Genomic DNA, 16,478 nt, shown 5'->3' on the forward strand with positions numbered 1-16,478 from the left:
GGTGAGCCGTATTGGGCTTTAGTCAATTACTATTTAGCTGGACGGCCATCATCCCGGTCATTGTCCTTCTATATTATTTCTTTCGAAAAAAATATACTGATCAAACCGTATCCTCAACACTTTTCTGGTCGGAAATTATGCAAGAAACACGTGTATCACCATACTTAAAACATTTACAAAAAAATGCACTGCTTTATTTACAACTGCTAGCTCTTCTTTTACTTGTACTGGCATTAATGAATCCGTATGTTAAAAAGTCAACGATCGTTGGTGCGCAGACGATTTTCATTGTAGACACATCTGCAACAATGTTAGCTGGAAAAGATCAGTCAACATTTGACACACATAAAAAAGAAATGCTGTCATTGGTCAATGAGCTTAATGGAAGACCTGTGACGCTCATTACAACAGGCAATACGCCAAAAGCTATATTACAGCAGGAGACAAATACTAAAGATATTGAAAAAGCTATTCAACAGTTGCACGTCACCTATGAAACAGCTCAAATGAATAAAGCTTTAGATGCGGCACAGGCTTTTGTCGGTAATACACCAACATCTATTTATGTCTTTACAGATTCGCTCGATAAAAAGCAATTACCGATGGAAAAAGATACGGTGAAGTGGATCGTAAAAGGGTCTGCTAAAAATTTAACAAATATCGCAATTACACGATTTGCTGCTACTACAGATGGAAAGTCTGCAATGGCGTTTGTACAGTTACAAAATGATATCGATCAAGAGCAATATGTAACACTTTCGATAGAAAATGCTGAAGGTAAGGAGTTAGTTTCAGAGAGTGTCGCATTACCTCCAAATGAAGCTGTAACAAAAACATTTAAAGACCTATCGTTAGAAGATACTATGACGGCCAAGATAGATGCTAAGGACGATTACGCTGTTGATAATTCTCAAACGGTATTGATACAAACAGCTACTTCAAAAATAGTTGTCGATCAAAGTATGCATCAACTCATTCAAAAAGGCTTGCAAACGATTAATAGTAGTGTGAAAATTGTTCCATCTTCACAAATGGCTGATAATTTGGATGCCACAGTGGTGACAAATCAGAAGGCGCTACTCGAAAAGATGGACAAGCCAATTGTATTATTTGGACGAGATGACGTTGAGAAGGTTGGAGTTACTGGGAAAGTCGATACTTCAAGTGATTCATTGTTTGCATTTAGTGAACTAAAAGATATTTACGTCAGCGCCATATATCCAGGATTCGACAACTATAAAACGATTGCATCAGTTGGAGACCAGCCATTTATTCAACGTTCACCTAAAGGGGATATTATAGTATTAGCCGATATTGCAGATACAGATTGGCCGTTGCATCCTTCATTCCCATTATTTTTATGGAGCGCTGAACAGGAGCTTTCAGAATCAATTGGTTCACTTGGTATTTTTACACCAAATGAGCAACGTGCAGTTGCCTTAGCGCAGGGCGATTGGAGTATATATTCGCAGGCAGATGAGTTTTTATCATCCATTACGAATGGTCTTTTAACAGCTCCAATGAAGCCAGGCATTTATACAACTCGCTCAAATGATGAAGAAAAGCGCTTCATCGTACAGCTACAAGCGCAAGAGCGTATGATTGAAAATGGGACAAGCTATACGCTTGGAGAGCTTCAGGATAATGGTAAGGAAGAAATATCGAAAGCCTCGTTCGTGCCTTGGCTTATCCTTATAATCCTAGTATTACTTGTTTTAGAGTGGGAGGTGCAACGACGGCGTGGATTTACGAATTGATATGCCATTAGCATTGTTGCTTTTACTTCCATTGCTTATGTATTTTGGATGGACCTATTGGCGTGAACGACAGCGACTAAAAAAAAGCCATATCGTCGTACTAGGTATTCGTATTGTGGCAATATGCTGTTTAGTTTTTGCACTTGCTGGTCCCTATATTTTATTGCCCGTAAAGGAAGAACAAGTATTATACTTAGTTGACCGTTCGGCTTCAATGAATGGTACAGCTGATGAGATGGCCAATTTTATAGCGGAAAGTTTACAGTCGAAAAAAGATGAACAGCTTGCAGGGATGTATTCTTTTTCATCGACCTTACAAACGGAAGCCATTTTATCGGATTCTTTAAAGGAAGTGCCGAAGTTTACAGCTATAAAAGCAACAGATCAAACAAATATTGAACAGAGTCTACAGCTTGCATCAGGAATTGTAGATCCGAAAAAAGCAACACGACTTGTGCTCTTAACGGATGGCAATGAAACAAAAGGAGATGCCTTAGAATTTGCATCGAAGTTTAAAGGGTCAAATATTAGTGTTGATGTAGTGCCATTTAACCAACCTGTTGCTAAGGATGTATCCCTGAAAAGCTTTGTCACACCACAAGTTGCTTATGTAGGTGAACAGCAGCAGCTAGTCACTGAAATAAATGCAACTGTAGCAGAACGAGGGGAGCTATTATTATACGAAAATGATAAGCTTATTCATCGTGAAGCAGTGGAGCTTGCAGAAGGTTCAAATATATTTACGTATAAACATTCAGCAACGGCTGAGGGGCTTGTAAAATATGAGGCACTAGTGCAGGTTGAACAGGATGCAATTTTTGAAAATAATAAATTAACAAGCGTCACGATGGTGCAAAGTGAACCGCATTTACTAATTGTTAATGGCTATGATACAGCATCACCAATCGCAGCAGCACTTGGTAAACAATCAATTTCCTATGATGTTGTAGATGCTAAAAGTCTGCCAAATGAACTTTCTAGTTATTTACAATACAATGCCATCATTTTTGATAATGTGCCAGGGCATTTAGTAGGCGAGGCAAAAATGAATGTCATTGAGCAGGCAGTGAAAAATTTTGGTGTCGGTTTTACAATGGTCGGTGGTGAAAATAGCTTTGGCTTAGGCGGCTATTTTAAAACGCCAATCGAAACTTTACTACCTGTTGAAATGGAGATTAAAGGTAAGGAACAATTACCATCACTAGGGCTGGAGATTGTACTTGACCGCTCTGGAAGTATGTCAGGAGCGAAGCTAGAGCTCGCTAAGGAGGCAGCCGCTCGTTCAGTTGAAATGCTACGAGATGAGGATACGCTCGGGTTTATTGCCTTTGATGATCGACCTTGGGAAATTATTGAGACAGGACCACTTGGCAAGAAGGAAGAAGCGGTGGATACGATTTTATCTGTAACGCCAGGTGGTGGTACCGAAATATATGGATCACTTGCTAAAGCATATGAAAATCTAGCTGATTTAAAGCTACAGCGGAAGCATATTATTTTATTAACTGATGGACAGTCACAGTCAGGTAACTATGAAGATTTAATTGCACAAGGAAAAGAAAATGGTATTACTCTTTCAACGGTTGCAATTGGTCAGGATGCAGATGGCAACTTACTTGAAGCGCTTAGTGAGATGGGGAGTGGGCGATTCTACGATGTTGTTGATGAACAGACGATCCCCTCTATTTTATCTCGTGAAACTGCTATGATTTCACGCACATATATTGAGGATAATCCGTTCTATCCTACTATATTTAATGCTTCTGGCTGGAATACGTTATTTACAAATGGTGTACCTAAAATGAACGCTTATATCGGTACGACAGCAAAGCAGGGAGCTACTGTTATCGCAGAGAGCGAGAAGGAAGATCCAGTACTAGCAGAGTGGCAATATGGCCTTGGCAAAACATTTGCCTTTACTTCTGATTCGACAGGAAAATGGACAGGAGACTGGGCAAGATGGCAGAATTGGGGCACATTTTGGCAAACACTTATTTCAAAAATGCTACCAAGCTATAACGATGTTGCCTATGATGTACGTCTAGAATCAGACGGCTCATTTGTTATCACTGACCCAACAAATGAAGCGGCGTTCTTAGATATTGTTGCTGTCAATGAAGCAGGTGAAGAACTTGAAACTCAGCTAGAAACAATTTCAGCATCTCAAGTTCGAGCAGTCGTACAAGCAGAACCAGGACTCATCTTCTTCCGCATAGCCGATGAACAACAGGCTATTTACCAGGCAGGCTTAAGTGTACCTTATAGTGCTGAGTATGAATTACGTCCAGTGAATGATAAGCTAGTTGAAGAACTAACAAAGCAAACAGGTGGCTCCGTTTTGAAGGAACCGAGCGAAGTATTCCGTGAATTTACCAAAAAAGGTGCGGAACGCCAAAATATTGCAACATGGCTTTTATTAGCAGGGATGCTACTATTCTTTATTGATATTACCATTCGACGCTTTGGTTGGGGCTTCCTAACAAGGCCGAAGAAAAAAGAACAGCCTATTGAGGAAAAACCAATACAGGCAGAGGACACAAATGTTGCTCAGCTATTAAAGGGTATGAAAAAACGACCTTAGTAATTTAAAACGATGGTTCATTGCTTTATAGTAATGAGCCATCGTTTTTTGTCATTCTACTTTAGGTCTATCACTAAAAATTGAGAATGACATTTGTTAAAGCATATACCATGAATAATTAGTTGATCTTCGTTCCGACTGGGCGACTTCTTGGAATCATCGGCTCATCGGACGCCCCCAAGAAGCTTTGCTCTGTAGCGAAAGCAAAGCGACAGCTACAAAGCGTTCAGTTGGAACGGAATTCAATCACACGTTATGATGATGAGCTAATTTTAGAGTCCTACTCTTGTGAAATTAGAGAATTTTTATGATAAGCAAAATTTTCCTTGTAAATAATATAAACGAATGTAATAATTAATGATAGTAATAAATTATTACTATCATTTTAAAGTACTACATATTTGGAGGGTCGGATATGACCAATATAATGAATTCTTTTGGTTTTCTAAGTTTTAAATTAGCAGAGGATTTAGAGGTAAATCTCGAGAAATATATTAGCGGAAAATTTCAATTGAAATCTCGAGAAGTCGGGATCATGATTGCTGTAAAAGAAAAAAAACTTAGTCAAATTCAAATAGGGCAAATTTTAAAGTTGGATAAAAATAGTGTCCGCTTTTTTATCGATGGTCTAGAAGAAAGAAAGTATGTTTATAGAGAGAAAAATCCAGATAATAGAAGAGAGAATTTAATATGCCTTACGGAACAGGGTGAAAATTTGGCAGAAGAGTTATTGAAGACCCTTTCGATTTCTGAGAATGAAGTTTTAAACGTACTTTCATTGGAAGAAAAAGAGCTGTTGAAAAGTATATTGAAAAAAGTATATGAAAATCGTGAATAGGGTTTAACTTCTTTCAGCAACCTGCTGAAATAGAGGAACTCAGTCTAAGAACGCCACGTCCTGTGGCAACGACTGAGTGACCAACTTCGTGTTGGCCTAAAGCCTCCGGCGAATACGGACGAAATTATGCTGAGGCATAATTGATAGCCTTATCAATAAAAAAGAAAGCGTGATGAGAAATGAAAGCTGTAGAGGTTATGAAGGAGTATCTAAGAAGAGCACAAGAAGAGGGCCAAGATTTATCTGACATGTATGCGGATCATGGAGAATTAAAAAATTTTAAAGGTGAAATTTTTAAAGGAAGAAAAGAAATACAAAACTTTTACACGTCACCTATGCCGAAAGGTTTTAAATTAACTATCCAAAATATTGAAGGTGATGGTACAGAATGTATTGCTACAGTTTCAACTACTTGGGATGGTTTGCCAAACCCTGTGATTTTGGAAGAAAGGTTGATTCTTGAAAATGAAAAAATAAAATCATTTATTATGATCCCAAAATAAAAGGAGGCAGAAGTTATGTCATTATATCCTAATAAAAATCCTCTTCCTATACCTGAAAGAGAAACGAAATATTGGATTGGTGTGGCATCTCTTAATCATGTGCAAAAAGGAGTTGAGGGAGGATTCAGCCAGCTATGTCATGGTAAAGAGAGACCTTTGAAACGAATGCAAAAGGGAGATTGGATCATTTATTATGCTCCTAAAAAAAGTCTTGATAGTAATGAGCCTGTGAGAGCATTTACCGCAATTGGAAGAGTAAAAGATGAGCGAATATACGAGTTCCAAATGGCAGAAAATTTTATACCTTTTAGAAGAGACATAGACTTTTATAAAGATGCAAAAGCTGTACCAATAAAAAGGATCTTAGATTATTTAGAATTTGTAGAAGATAAATCGAAATATGGATATAAATTTAGATTTGGTCATTTTGAAATCAGTAAAAAGGACTTTTTATTAATTGCTCATGAAATGGGGTTACCATTGAAGTATGGGTGAATTAGGTTGGAACAAAAAACGTTATTTTCTTAATGGTAAATAATTAAGAAAGTAACGTTTTTTTAATATGCCTATATTATTATTTAAGCAGAGTATTAAGATTAGTTATAAATACTGTTTTACGCAAATTGCTGGCAACGACAATGCCTAAGATAGCACCAATAGTACTTGAGGTTAAAAAAGCTGGCATGAAAAATAAAGCAGCAACGGATGTCCCCATTAATAAATGTGCGTAAGGTACTGCAATGAGTGAGGCAATAATACCTGTTCCAAACATTTCACCGATGCCTGCTAGCCATTGCTTGCCACTGTATTTATAGGCAAGAGATGCACATAAAGCGCCAATAACACTACCGGGTATAGCTAATAATGAACCTGTGCCTGTTAAAATACGAATAATGGCTGTGACAAAGGCCACCATAACAGTAGGCACTGGTCCAAGAATGATGGCGCCAATAACATTAATGGCATGTTGTACAGGGTAGGCACGCGCAATTCCCGTTGGTATTGAAACGAAGGTAGAACCTGCTACGGCAATTGCTACTAACAAGGCCATGATTGTTAATTTTCGAATTGACATAATTTCCACTCCTTTGAAATGTAAATTTTATAAGTTATCGCCGATAGCTAGGAAGTTCCGCCGCTAGAGCGTGAAAAAGCCGCTTCCTAAAAACAATAGGAAGCGGCCCTGCATTTTTACATATTAAAAAAGCAAGTGTCGCCACTTCCCTCCGCTAGTGTGAACTAGATCAGGTTCAAAGGGTCCGTATATGACCATATACGTCTCAGCCTTTTAAAGACTCCCCTAGTGGTAATTAATTTATTTTTCTCATAAATAATGTAGCATACTACTAAAAATAGTCAATAACTTTTCAGACTATTTTGTATCAGGATGCATAAGGTGTGGTGCTTTTTTCATTGTCCAAATAAGGGCAAGGAAGAAGCAAGCCATTAAAACAATAGACCCGAATATATAAGGACTGTTCATGTTCCAATCGAATAATATACCTGCTAAAGCTGGACCAATCATATTACCAAGACTCATATACGCATTGTTCAGACCAGCTGCAAAGCCTTGCTCATTTTCAGCAAGCTTTGAAATCAGTGTGTTGACAGCTGGGCGAATCAATGTCGTAGCTGTAGAGAAGATTGTCGCTACAATTAAAATAAGTGCAAAACCAGATGCGAATAATATTAAGAAAATCGAAACGGCTGCAATAAATAAATTGACTAACACTACTTTCATTTCGCCGAAGCGATTAAACAGCGGTGTAATAACAAACATCTGTACAACAACACCAAAAGCGCCACCCACAACTAATATAATGGCGATATCAGTAGGTGTGTAATTAAACTTGTCGGTCACAAATAATGATAATGTTGTTTGGAAGTTAGCAATTCCGAATGAGAATACAAGCATGATAATCAGCATGACAAAATAAGGCATTCGGACTGAACGGGCCATCTGCTTAGCAAGATTATCCTGCTTTTGCGCTTTTTTCGCTGTGTTCGGTTTTGTAGCAGGCAATAAAAAGAACGATAAAATAGCTGCTAAGATAGCTGCACATCCAGCAGTATAAAATGGAAAATGCAAACTAACTTTTGAGAGGAATCCACCGATACCTGGTCCAATCATAAACCCAAAGGACATTGCTGCCCCTAGCATACCCATACCTTTTCCTCGTTCCTTATACGTTGTGACATCTGCCACAAAAGCCATGATAGGAGGTGCCACAAATGCAGAGCCGAGGCCACCTAAAAAGCGTGCCAAGAAGAGCATCCACACATCTGTAGAAAGCCCGAAACCAATTTGTGCAAGTCCTGTTACGATAAGGCCGAAAATAATGAGATTTTTTCGACCATATTGATCCGAAAGATTCCCAGCAATTGGAGAAAATACGAATTGTGCTAAGGCGAACGTTGCAATCAACATGCCAAGTACTTGTCCTGCAGCACCAAATAGTTTTAAATACTCCGGCATGACAGGAATAATAATTCCGATACTCCCCATTGCGATAAACATATTAAACATTAAAATATACAAAGCCGCCTTATTAGACTTCTGCTGGGTCATCGAATACCCCTTTCTTTAATCAAATATACTACAGTCTACCACAAGGCTTGGACGTTTGCTATTGACTAGAAGTCTGAAATAAGAGATTTACTAGTAAAGTTATGGGGATTCTAATAGTTCTATTAGAATGAAAGAAAAATACGTCAGTTTTCCCCAGAAGCTTAGCTCCAGCTAAACGAAAAAAAGCTGTTCTCAGCATAAAGTGAGAACAGCTTCAACTTCTTTCAGCAGGAGTCGCCTACTTTTATAGGTGTTGGTATGAATACGGGGTTTAAGTTACTTTTCAGCGGGTGTCTAAACATCTGTACCTGTCGCTACGCTTTCGGTACAAAAGACATTTGTAACTGCCGTTTCACTTTCGTTACAGAAAACATTGCTGAAATAAGTTAAGCCTCCGGAGGATGTCACGGAATCGGAATGGAGTTCTTAGGGGATGTTAGCCTAAAATCATCGCATCCATGCGATAACGGCTAACTGACCTGCATCGGTAAAAACGCCACGTCCTGTGGCATTACCGAAATGACCGACATCGTGTCGGCCCTCGTACAGGCCTAAGCACAAAGCCGATTCCTGACGCAATTATGCCGAGGCATAATTGATAGAGGTTATCGAATACTCATTTTAAATTTTAAAAACAGCTCATTGTATTTGCCTAAATTATCAGGGCCAAGATTTTTATATACCTCTAATGTTTCGCGTTGTTTTTTAGAAGGATAGAAGCGTTCATCAGATACAACTTTCTTATCCATTAATTTCATCGCAGCAATATTTGGGGTAGAGTAGCCTAGATAATTAGCATTTTTAGCACCGGATTCAGCTTTAAGCATAAAATTAATGAAGGCATGTGCACCATCAATATTTTTTGAAGTTTTTGGGATGACCATATTGTCAAACCATAAGTTTGAGCCTTCCTTTGGTACAGCAAAGTCTAAATCTTCATTTTCTGACAGCATATCTGCTGCTTGGCCAGACCAAGTGAGTGCCACAGCTGCTTCGTTGTTAATCATCAGAGGTGTAATTTCATCCCCGATAATGGCTTTAACATTTGGTGCCAGTGTGATTAGTTTATCAGTAGCTTTACGTAGCTCCTGGTTTTTTAAAGAGTTGAGTGAGTAGCCAAGACTGTTTAAGCCCATACCGATTACCTCGCGCGCGCCGTCTACTAAAAAGACTTTACGTTTTAACGATGGGTCCCATAAGTCCTCCCAAGATGAGAAGTCAAGCTTTCCAACGAGCTTTGGATTATAGACAATACCGACTGTTCCCCAGAAATATGGAACTGAATATTTATTGTCATCATCAAATGGTAGGTCTAAAAAATAAGGATCGATATTTTTTAAATTAGGGATTTTCGATTTATCTAAAGGAATAAGTAAGTTTTCTTCCTTCATTTTTTCAATCGTATATTCAGAGGGTACTGCAATATCGTAAGCTGTACCACCTTGTTGAATTTTTGTCATCATCGCTTCATTTGAATCAAACGTTTCATAAATGACATGAATGCCTGTTTCTTTTTCAAATTGCTTCAGCAAATCAGGGTCAATATATTCTCCCCAGTTAAAGATTGTTAACGTATCTTTACCACTTTTCCCACCGCCAGCACTTAGAGCGTCAGCAGCATAGAACAAAAGGGCGGAAACGACAAGAATAGCGATTGTTGCTTGAATTAATTGCTTCATTGAGCTCCCCCCGTTCTTTTACTAGCTCGGCTTGTAATGAAGTAATAGCCAACTACGATGATAACCGTAACAAAGAATACTAAACCAGAAATAGCGTTAACAGTTAAGGAAATACCGGCACGTGCCATAGAGTAAATTTCCACAGATAAAGTACTAAAGCCGTTACCTGTCACGAAAAACGTTACCGCAAAATCATCTAGAGAGTACGTTAGGGCAAGGAAGAACCCTGCAAAAATACCAGGTTGAATATACGGTAAAATAACACGCATCATAACATCTTTTTTCGTTGCACCTAAATCCAATGCAGCATCGATTAATGATTTATTCATTTCTAATAGTTTCGGTAAGACCATTAGTACAACAATTGGTACACTAAACGCTACATGTGCTAATAACACAGAAGTAAAGCCTAATTTAATACCGATCATTGTGAATAAAATTAAAAAGCTTGCACCAATAATGACATCCGGGCTAACAATTAACACATTGTTTAAAGAAAGTAGGGTATTGCGCATTTTGGAATCTTTTAGAGTGACAATGCCAATAGCTCCTAGTGTCCCAATGATTGTAGAAATCAACGCAGAGAGTAAAGCCACAATGACTGTATTAATTAGAATTACGAGTAAACGTGAATCCTCAAACACCGCTTTATAATGTTCTAACGTAAAGGACTCAAAATTATTCATCGATCCGCCACTATTGAATGAATAGAAGATTAAATAGAAGATAGGTGCATACAAAACGATAAAAACAATCGCTAAATACACTCTTGCTGTAGCAGATAGTTTTTTCATCGTACGCGACCTCCTTTATCCTTTTTCTGTCCTGTAATTAACATAACGATGACCATAAATAAAATTAAGAAAACAGCAATAGTTGAACCCATTCCCCAGTTTTGGGTTACAAGGAATTGTTGTTCAATAGCTGTACCAAGTGTAATAACACGGTTTCCTGCAATTAAACGAGTAATCATGAAAAGTGATAATGCAGGAATAAATACAACTTGAATACCTGATTTAACACCGTCCATTGTTAATGGCAATATAACGCGACGGAATGTAGTAAAGGCAGATGCCCCTAAATCACGTGCTGCATAAATAAGAGCCGGATTTAAACGATCCAAAGAGTTGAAAATCGGTAAAATCATAAATGGAATAAAAATATAAACGGATACGAATACAAAGCTAATGTCAGTGAATAGCATTTGCTTCGGATCAAAACCAAATACTTCGATAAACGCATTTAATGGGCCGTACAAGCCGAAAATTCCGATAAAAGCATATGTTTTTAACAAAAGATTAATCCAAGAAGGAATAATAATTAGTAATAGCCAAAGTTGCTTATATTTCGTTTTTGTTAAAAAATAAGCTGTTGGATACGAAACAAGTAACGTAAAGAACGTAATTAAAAACGCATACCAGAATGAACTTAATGTCATTTTTAAATAGACAGAAGTAAAGAATGCTTTATAGTTATCGAGCGTGAAATTGCCATGTATATCTAGTAGGGAATAGTAAACAACAAGTGCAATCGGTGCGATAACGAAAAATGCAATCCATAAAACATAAGGAAATAAGGCTGATTTCGAAGTCTTAGTTTGCATCTTCGTCGTCTCCATACGCCTCTAAACGCTTATCGAATTCTTCTTCTGTTTCATTTAAGCGCATTACATGAATTGCTTCAGGATCAAAGTCTAAGCCAATTTCTGTCCCTACCTCAGCTTTTTTCAATGAATGTACAAGCCATTCATTCCCATCTTTGTCATACGTGGATAATTCATAATGCACCCCACGGAACAATTGAGTATCAACTTTAACGACAAGTTTTCCTTTATCGATTGTTGTCATTTCTAAATCCTCTGGGCGAATGACAATATCAATTTTTTCATTTGGCTTCATACCTTGGTCAACACATTCAAAAACTTTGCCAGCAAATTCTACTTTGAAATCTTCAATCATCACGCCAGGAACAATATTTGATTCACCAATAAAATCAGCAACGAAGCGGTTAATTGGCTCATCATAAATATCTACTGGTGTACCAGATTGTTGAACTTCACCTTCACTTAAGACAAATATTTCATCACTCATGGCAAGTGCTTCTTCTTGATCGTGTGTGACAAATACAAATGTTTTTCCAAGTCGCTGTTGTAACTCTCGTAGCTCATACTGCATCTCTGTACGTAGTTTTAAATCTAAAGCAGAAAGAGGCTCATCGAGTAAAATTACTTCAGGATCATTTACAATCGCACGAGCAATAGCTACACGTTGACGTTGACCACCAGACATTTCAGAAATTTCACGATTGCTATAGCCTGCTAAGTTAACGAATTTTAATGCTTCCGCAACACGATTTTTAATTTCATTTTCAGGAAGTTTTTTTATGCGAAGTCCAAATGCGACGTTTTCAAAGACATTTAAATGAGGAAATAACGCATAATCCTGAAAAACAGTGTTTACTTGACGTTCATTTGCTGGCACTGAGTTAATTTTTTTATCATGAAAATAGATATCTCCTGTAGTCGGTTCTGTGAATCCAGCAATCATACGTAGAATAGTTGTTTTACCACAGCCAGAAGGACCTAGGAGTGTATAGAATTTCCCTTTTTCTAGCTCCAAGTTAATGTTTTTTAAGACGACCGTGCCGTCATTATAGGATTTTGAAACATTTTCAAAGCGGATAATCGAATTCGTTGTCATAGATGTGCCTCCTTAAGCTATAAATATGAATCCGTTGCGACAAGCAAAATTTTTGTTTCATCAGCATGTGCATTAAAAATTTGATGATGATCTGTCGCGTCAAAATAGAGAGCATTGCCTTCACTTGCTATATACTGCTCATTTCCTAAAACGAGACGAATACGCCCTTCAACAACATAAATAAATGTTTCTGAGAGCGAGGGCTCAAATTGTTTGAATTCACCATCAGCAGCAAATGTTAAGAAAATAGGCTCCATCTCTTTTTCATTTGATGTAGGAATGAGCCATTGAATCTCATATTTTTTTTCTTCATCTGTATAAATGGATTGATCATCCTCTGTATATACAACCTTTTGTTCAGGTGCTTCATCATCGAAAAATTCCTTAGGGGTTGACCCTAAAACTTCTAATAGTGAAAATAATGTCTCAATGGAAGGTGAATTTAGATCACGTTCTAATTGTGAAATATACCCTTTACTTAAATCTGTACGTTCTCCAAGTTCCTCTTGAGTAAGACCCTTTTTTAAACGAAGCGCTTTGATTTTTGCTCCTATTTGCATCTTTTCCCTCCTAGAAGAAGTTTAGCAATCATAAACTTTTGAAATATGAAGTTTACTTTAACGAAACTTTTAGTTTACTAAAACCATTACAATTATACATAATAATAAAGAATTTGCAATCGTTTTTTATGAAAAAAAGTAGATAAAATTTTTAGAAATTATACATAAATATCGCGTAGAAAAATTTCATTTAAACTAGAATAAAATTGTTAAAAGTAGCTAATAAATAGGCTGTAGTAGCAATTCCATTTGGGGATTTGACGAAAATTTGTCAGATAATTTAATATGTGCACTTTTGGGAAGTTTACTTGTTTGAAAAACTACGATTACTCTGCTATCGTAGAAGACGAGTTCGCTGGTGCGAATGGAATATATACACTACATATTTAATCGGAGGGATTTATTATGGCAGAACGCATGGTAGGTAAACAAGCACCTGACTTTACAATGGAAGCAGTACTTCCAGACAAATCTTTTGGTAAAGTATCATTAGAAGACATTAAAGCGCAAGACAAATGGACAGTTCTTTTCTTCTATCCAATGGACTTCACTTTCGTATGTCCAACAGAAATCACTGCAATGAGCGATCGTTACGATGAGTTCGAAGACTTAGATGCAGAAGTAGTCGGTGTTTCTACTGATACAATCCACACTCACTTAGCTTGGATTAACACTGACCGCACTAAAAATGGTCTTGGTGAGTTAAAATATCCATTAGCAGCAGATACAAATCACCAAATTTCAAAAGAATATGGTGTATTAATTGAAGAAGAAGGTATCGCACTACGCGGCTTATTCATCATCAACCCAGAAGGCGAATTAAAATACCAAACAGTATTCGATAACAACATTGGCCGTGATGTAGATGAAACTTTACGTGTACTTCAAGCTTTACAAACTGGTGGTCTTTGCCCAGCAAACTGGCGCCCAGGTCAAGCAACTCTATAATTAAAGGCTTGGCAAAATTGATTATTTAACAAATAAAGAGTCCCCACAAACTTGCTGTGGGGATTTTTTTAAACTTGATATAAATAAAGGAGAATGTTTTATGAAACTTCGTGAACAAATGCCTGAACTTGTAGGCGCAACGACTTGGTTAAATGGTGAAGTAACAAAAGCGGATTTAGTAGGCGAAAAACCAACGTTAATCCACTTCTGGTCAGTTAGTTGCCATTTATGCAAAGAAGCAATGCCGGATGTGAACAATTTCCGTGATCAATACAAAGATGAGTTAAACGTTATTGCAGTCCATATGCCACGTTCTGAGGAAGATACAGATTTAGAAACAATCAAAGCGGTAGCAGCAGAGCATGATATTGTTCAACCAATCTTTGTTGATAGCGAATTAAAGCTAACGGATGCATTTGAAAACCAATACGTACCAGCATATTTTGTTTTCGATAAAGATGGTCAGCTTCGTCATATGCAAGCTGGTGGTAGCGGAATGAAAATGCTAGAAAAACGTGTAAATCGTGTTTTAGATGAAATGCGTAATGCATAAAATAGCAGATTAAGAGGCGAGGATATTTTTATTCCTCGTCTTTTTTTATGGAGAATATACGGTAGAGAATCGGAGAGTATCCTAGTTACCTGAGTAGAAAAATCGGGTGGAACGTTCATAATCTGACCCGAGTCAAAAAGGGAGTGATCCGATCAAATTAAGGCGTGACCCGAACGAAAAAGAGGTTACCCTGATCACTTGATTGGATAACCCGAGCAGTTTTAGGGCAAACCAGATCACTTCCTCGGGCAACCTGAGCAGTTTTGAGGCTAACACGATCATTTCCTAACGACAACCGAACAAAAAAGCTACTAGGCAGAACGATCCTGTCCAAGAGATGTCTTTTATTGACGAATAGTTTCTTGTTTTGACGATACATATAGCAGAGAATGCGTTACAATAATGGTATAGTAGTTTTCGGAGGGATTTTTAATGATGAAAAAAGAGTTTGCTGTCATTGGACTTGGACGTTTTGGAGGAAGCATTGTTCGCGAACTAATGAGTCAAGGTGCACAAGTTATGGCAATAGATAATTCCTCAGAGCGGGTGGACGAGTTTGCTTCCATTGCTACACAGGCCGTTATCGCAGATTCGACAGATGAATCGGTATTAAATTCATTAGGTATTCGTAATTTTGAGCATGTTATCGTAGCCATTGGTGAAGATATTCAAGCTAGTATTTTAACAACCATTATTTTAAAAGAAATTGGTGTTCAGCAGATTACTGTAAAGGCTCAGAATGACTACCATGAAAAAGTTCTGCGTAAAATTGGTGCGGATTTTGTCGTGCATCCTGAGCGCGATATGGGGATACGTATTGCCAATAATATGCTGTCTAATACAGTGCTTGATTATTTGGAGCTTTCAGATGAACATTCAATTATGGAGCTTAAGGCCAATGATGCGATTGCGGGTAACTCTGTTATGGATTTAGATATTCGTGCAAAGTACGGGATTAATATTGTAGGTCTTAAGCGTGGTTCAGATATCATCGTATCTCCGCAAGCGAGCGATAAAATTTTGCTAGGAGACATTATGCTTGTTATTGGAGCTGATGTAGATATTAACCGCTTTGTCAAAAAGGCATTGAATGGGTAATGAAAAATGAATAAACGAAGATGGAAACTAGTAATATTTGTTGTAATTATTCTTATTGGTGCTTTTACATTACAGTTTCGAGAAAAAAATGAGGAAGAGGCTATTTCTCACATTTTAGATCACACAGCAGAAATTGATGCAATCGAGCTATTTAAAGGAGAACAATCTTTATTTAGAGCAACTGGTCAAGATGCAACAGCCTATATTGAAAAATATCCTCTAAGCCATGTTAAGAAACTAAGTAAAAAAGAACGAGCTATATTTGAAGAAAAACCACTCTATCATATTGTCTACGAAATTAAAGGAAAGCCTTTATATGAGGTGGATATTTTAAAGGTCGCTATTAGCTCTGAGCTAAGTGAAGAATTACAGCAGATGGTTTTTAAAGTTGGAGATCAGCAATATTTGATCTATTGGGCAAAAGAGAAAAAAGCACTTGAGCAATCAGCAAATACGCAACGCTTGCTTGAACAATATGTTAAATAAAAAGGGTAGTGAAACAGCAAACTAGCTGTTATCACTACCCTTTTTCGTAGTTAAGGAAAATATAGATTTTTTGCCTGTGAATACCCTAGAACATAGTAGGCGTCTAGGCTAAATTGCTACATCCTCTAAGCACTTCGATTCCTCGGACAAAAGTGGTGGAGCGTTTACTTTTGCTTCGGGCTCTCCAGCGCTATAGCGCATTTGTTC

16 protein-coding genes and 1 riboswitch are annotated in these 16,478 nt (G+C 37.6%); of the genes, 9 read left to right on the forward strand and 7 right to left on the reverse strand.

Translation table 11 applies throughout. The features are described from left to right. Positions 1–11 precede the first annotated feature (11 nt). The 5 genes from ACQKNC_RS04130 (at position 12) to ACQKNC_RS04150 (ending at position 6,174) form a co-directional block, all read left to right on the forward strand. The gene (locus ACQKNC_RS04130) at positions 12–1,757 is read left to right on the forward strand and encodes a vWA domain-containing protein (RefSeq protein ID WP_427423611.1); all 1,746 of its coding nucleotides are present in this window, start codon (positions 12–14) and stop codon (positions 1,755–1,757) included. Further along, positions 1,741–4,338 (forward strand): VWA domain-containing protein, encoded by a 2,598-nt coding sequence (locus ACQKNC_RS04135; protein WP_427423612.1) that lies wholly within the window; start codon positions 1,741–1,743, stop codon positions 4,336–4,338. The genes ACQKNC_RS04130 and ACQKNC_RS04135 overlap by 17 nt, the downstream gene beginning before the upstream one ends. Positions 4,339–4,753: 415 nt before the next feature. After that, complete coding sequence (locus tag ACQKNC_RS04140) at positions 4,754–5,176, forward strand: MarR family winged helix-turn-helix transcriptional regulator (protein WP_427423613.1); 423 nt, start codon at positions 4,754–4,756, stop codon at positions 5,174–5,176. 179 nt (positions 5,177–5,355) lie between these two features. Continuing rightward, entirely contained in the window at positions 5,356–5,679 is a 324-nt protein-coding gene (locus ACQKNC_RS04145; RefSeq protein WP_427423614.1) for a hypothetical protein, read from the forward strand. Positions 5,680–5,694: 15 nt separating this feature from the next. Further along, positions 5,695–6,174, forward strand: coding sequence for an EVE domain-containing protein (locus tag ACQKNC_RS04150; protein WP_427423615.1), 480 nt, complete (start codon positions 5,695–5,697; stop codon positions 6,172–6,174). Between the two features lie 79 nt (positions 6,175–6,253). Here the strand turns inward: ACQKNC_RS04150 and thiW are convergent, their stop codons facing one another. The 7 genes from thiW to ACQKNC_RS04185 form a co-directional block, all read right to left on the reverse strand. After that, positions 6,254–6,754 (reverse strand): energy coupling factor transporter S component ThiW, encoded by a 501-nt coding sequence (thiW, locus tag ACQKNC_RS04155; protein ID WP_427423616.1) that lies wholly within the window; start codon positions 6,752–6,754, stop codon positions 6,254–6,256. Between the two features lie 129 nt (positions 6,755–6,883). Further along, a riboswitch (TPP riboswitch) is annotated at positions 6,884–6,991 on the reverse strand. 60 nt (positions 6,992–7,051) lie between these two features. Next, positions 7,052–8,248, reverse strand: coding sequence for an MFS transporter (locus ACQKNC_RS04160; RefSeq protein ID WP_427423617.1), 1,197 nt, complete (start codon positions 8,246–8,248; stop codon positions 7,052–7,054). A gap of 605 nt (positions 8,249–8,853) precedes the next feature. Beyond that, positions 8,854–9,927 (reverse strand): ABC transporter substrate-binding protein, encoded by a 1,074-nt coding sequence (locus ACQKNC_RS04165; protein WP_427423618.1) that lies wholly within the window; start codon positions 9,925–9,927, stop codon positions 8,854–8,856. Next, positions 9,924–10,721 (reverse strand): ABC transporter permease, encoded by a 798-nt coding sequence (locus ACQKNC_RS04170; RefSeq protein ID WP_427423619.1) that lies wholly within the window; start codon positions 10,719–10,721, stop codon positions 9,924–9,926. The genes ACQKNC_RS04165 and ACQKNC_RS04170 overlap by 4 nt, the downstream gene beginning before the upstream one ends. Continuing rightward, positions 10,718–11,530, reverse strand: a complete 813-nt coding sequence (locus ACQKNC_RS04175) for an ABC transporter permease (RefSeq protein WP_427423620.1) — start codon at positions 11,528–11,530, stop codon at positions 10,718–10,720. Before ACQKNC_RS04175 ends, ACQKNC_RS04170 begins: the two co-directional genes overlap by 4 nt. Continuing rightward, on the reverse strand, positions 11,520–12,626 hold the full coding sequence (locus ACQKNC_RS04180) for an ABC transporter ATP-binding protein (RefSeq protein WP_427423621.1): 1,107 nt from the start codon (positions 12,624–12,626) through the stop codon (positions 11,520–11,522). Before ACQKNC_RS04180 ends, ACQKNC_RS04175 begins: the two co-directional genes overlap by 11 nt. A 17-nt stretch (positions 12,627–12,643) precedes the next feature. Further along, the gene (locus ACQKNC_RS04185) at positions 12,644–13,186 is read right to left on the reverse strand and encodes a helix-turn-helix domain-containing protein (RefSeq protein ID WP_427423622.1); all 543 of its coding nucleotides are present in this window, start codon (positions 13,184–13,186) and stop codon (positions 12,644–12,646) included. Between the two features lie 405 nt (positions 13,187–13,591). On the opposite strand from ACQKNC_RS04185, the gene ACQKNC_RS04190 reads away from it, so the two are divergent. The 4 genes from ACQKNC_RS04190 (at position 13,592) to ACQKNC_RS04205 (ending at position 16,271) form a co-directional block, all read left to right on the forward strand. Further along, positions 13,592–14,134: a peroxiredoxin gene (locus ACQKNC_RS04190; RefSeq protein WP_427423623.1), complete on the forward strand. Its 543-nt coding sequence runs from the start codon at positions 13,592–13,594 to the stop codon at positions 14,132–14,134. A gap of 100 nt (positions 14,135–14,234) precedes the next feature. Further along, the gene (locus tag ACQKNC_RS04195; RefSeq protein WP_427423624.1) at positions 14,235–14,687 is read left to right on the forward strand and encodes a TlpA family protein disulfide reductase; all 453 of its coding nucleotides are present in this window, start codon (positions 14,235–14,237) and stop codon (positions 14,685–14,687) included. A 435-nt stretch (positions 14,688–15,122) separates the two neighbouring features. Beyond that, positions 15,123–15,785, forward strand: coding sequence for a potassium channel family protein (locus tag ACQKNC_RS04200; RefSeq protein WP_427423926.1), 663 nt, complete (start codon positions 15,123–15,125; stop codon positions 15,783–15,785). A 6-nt stretch (positions 15,786–15,791) separates the two neighbouring features. After that, complete coding sequence (locus tag ACQKNC_RS04205; protein ID WP_427423625.1) at positions 15,792–16,271, forward strand: hypothetical protein; 480 nt, start codon at positions 15,792–15,794, stop codon at positions 16,269–16,271. The last annotated feature ends 207 nt before the right edge of the window (positions 16,272–16,478 follow it).

It is taken from the genome of Lysinibacillus sp. NPDC094177 (genome assembly GCF_050279145.1).
GTDB lineage: Bacteria > Bacillota > Bacilli > Bacillales_A > Planococcaceae > Lysinibacillus.

Excerpts from the sequence above, each read along its gene's own strand:
- ACQKNC_RS04140 (WP_427423613.1), top strand. The coding sequence starts at position 4,754 with ATGACCAATATAATGAATTCTTTTGGTTTTCTAAGTTTTAAATTAGCA.
- ACQKNC_RS04145 (WP_427423614.1), top strand. The coding sequence starts at position 5,356 with ATGAAAGCTGTAGAGGTTATGAAGGAGTATCTAAGAAGAGCACAAGAA.
- ACQKNC_RS04150 (WP_427423615.1), top strand. The coding sequence starts at position 5,695 with ATGTCATTATATCCTAATAAAAATCCTCTTCCTATACCTGAAAGAGAA.
- thiW (WP_427423616.1), bottom strand. The coding sequence starts at position 6,754 with ATGTCAATTCGAAAATTAACAATCATGGCCTTGTTAGTAGCAATTGCC.
- ACQKNC_RS04160 (WP_427423617.1), bottom strand. The coding sequence starts at position 8,248 with ATGACCCAGCAGAAGTCTAATAAGGCGGCTTTGTATATTTTAATGTTT.
- ACQKNC_RS04165 (WP_427423618.1), bottom strand. The coding sequence starts at position 9,927 with ATGAAGCAATTAATTCAAGCAACAATCGCTATTCTTGTCGTTTCCGCC.
- ACQKNC_RS04170 (WP_427423619.1), bottom strand. The coding sequence starts at position 10,721 with ATGAAAAAACTATCTGCTACAGCAAGAGTGTATTTAGCGATTGTTTTT.
- ACQKNC_RS04175 (WP_427423620.1), bottom strand. The coding sequence starts at position 11,530 with ATGCAAACTAAGACTTCGAAATCAGCCTTATTTCCTTATGTTTTATGG.
- ACQKNC_RS04180 (WP_427423621.1), bottom strand. The coding sequence starts at position 12,626 with ATGACAACGAATTCGATTATCCGCTTTGAAAATGTTTCAAAATCCTAT.
- ACQKNC_RS04185 (WP_427423622.1), bottom strand. The coding sequence starts at position 13,186 with ATGCAAATAGGAGCAAAAATCAAAGCGCTTCGTTTAAAAAAGGGTCTT.
- ACQKNC_RS04190 (WP_427423623.1), top strand. The coding sequence starts at position 13,592 with ATGGCAGAACGCATGGTAGGTAAACAAGCACCTGACTTTACAATGGAA.
- ACQKNC_RS04195 (WP_427423624.1), top strand. The coding sequence starts at position 14,235 with ATGAAACTTCGTGAACAAATGCCTGAACTTGTAGGCGCAACGACTTGG.
- ACQKNC_RS04200 (WP_427423926.1), top strand. The coding sequence starts at position 15,123 with ATGAAAAAAGAGTTTGCTGTCATTGGACTTGGACGTTTTGGAGGAAGC.
- ACQKNC_RS04205 (WP_427423625.1), top strand. The coding sequence starts at position 15,792 with ATGAATAAACGAAGATGGAAACTAGTAATATTTGTTGTAATTATTCTT.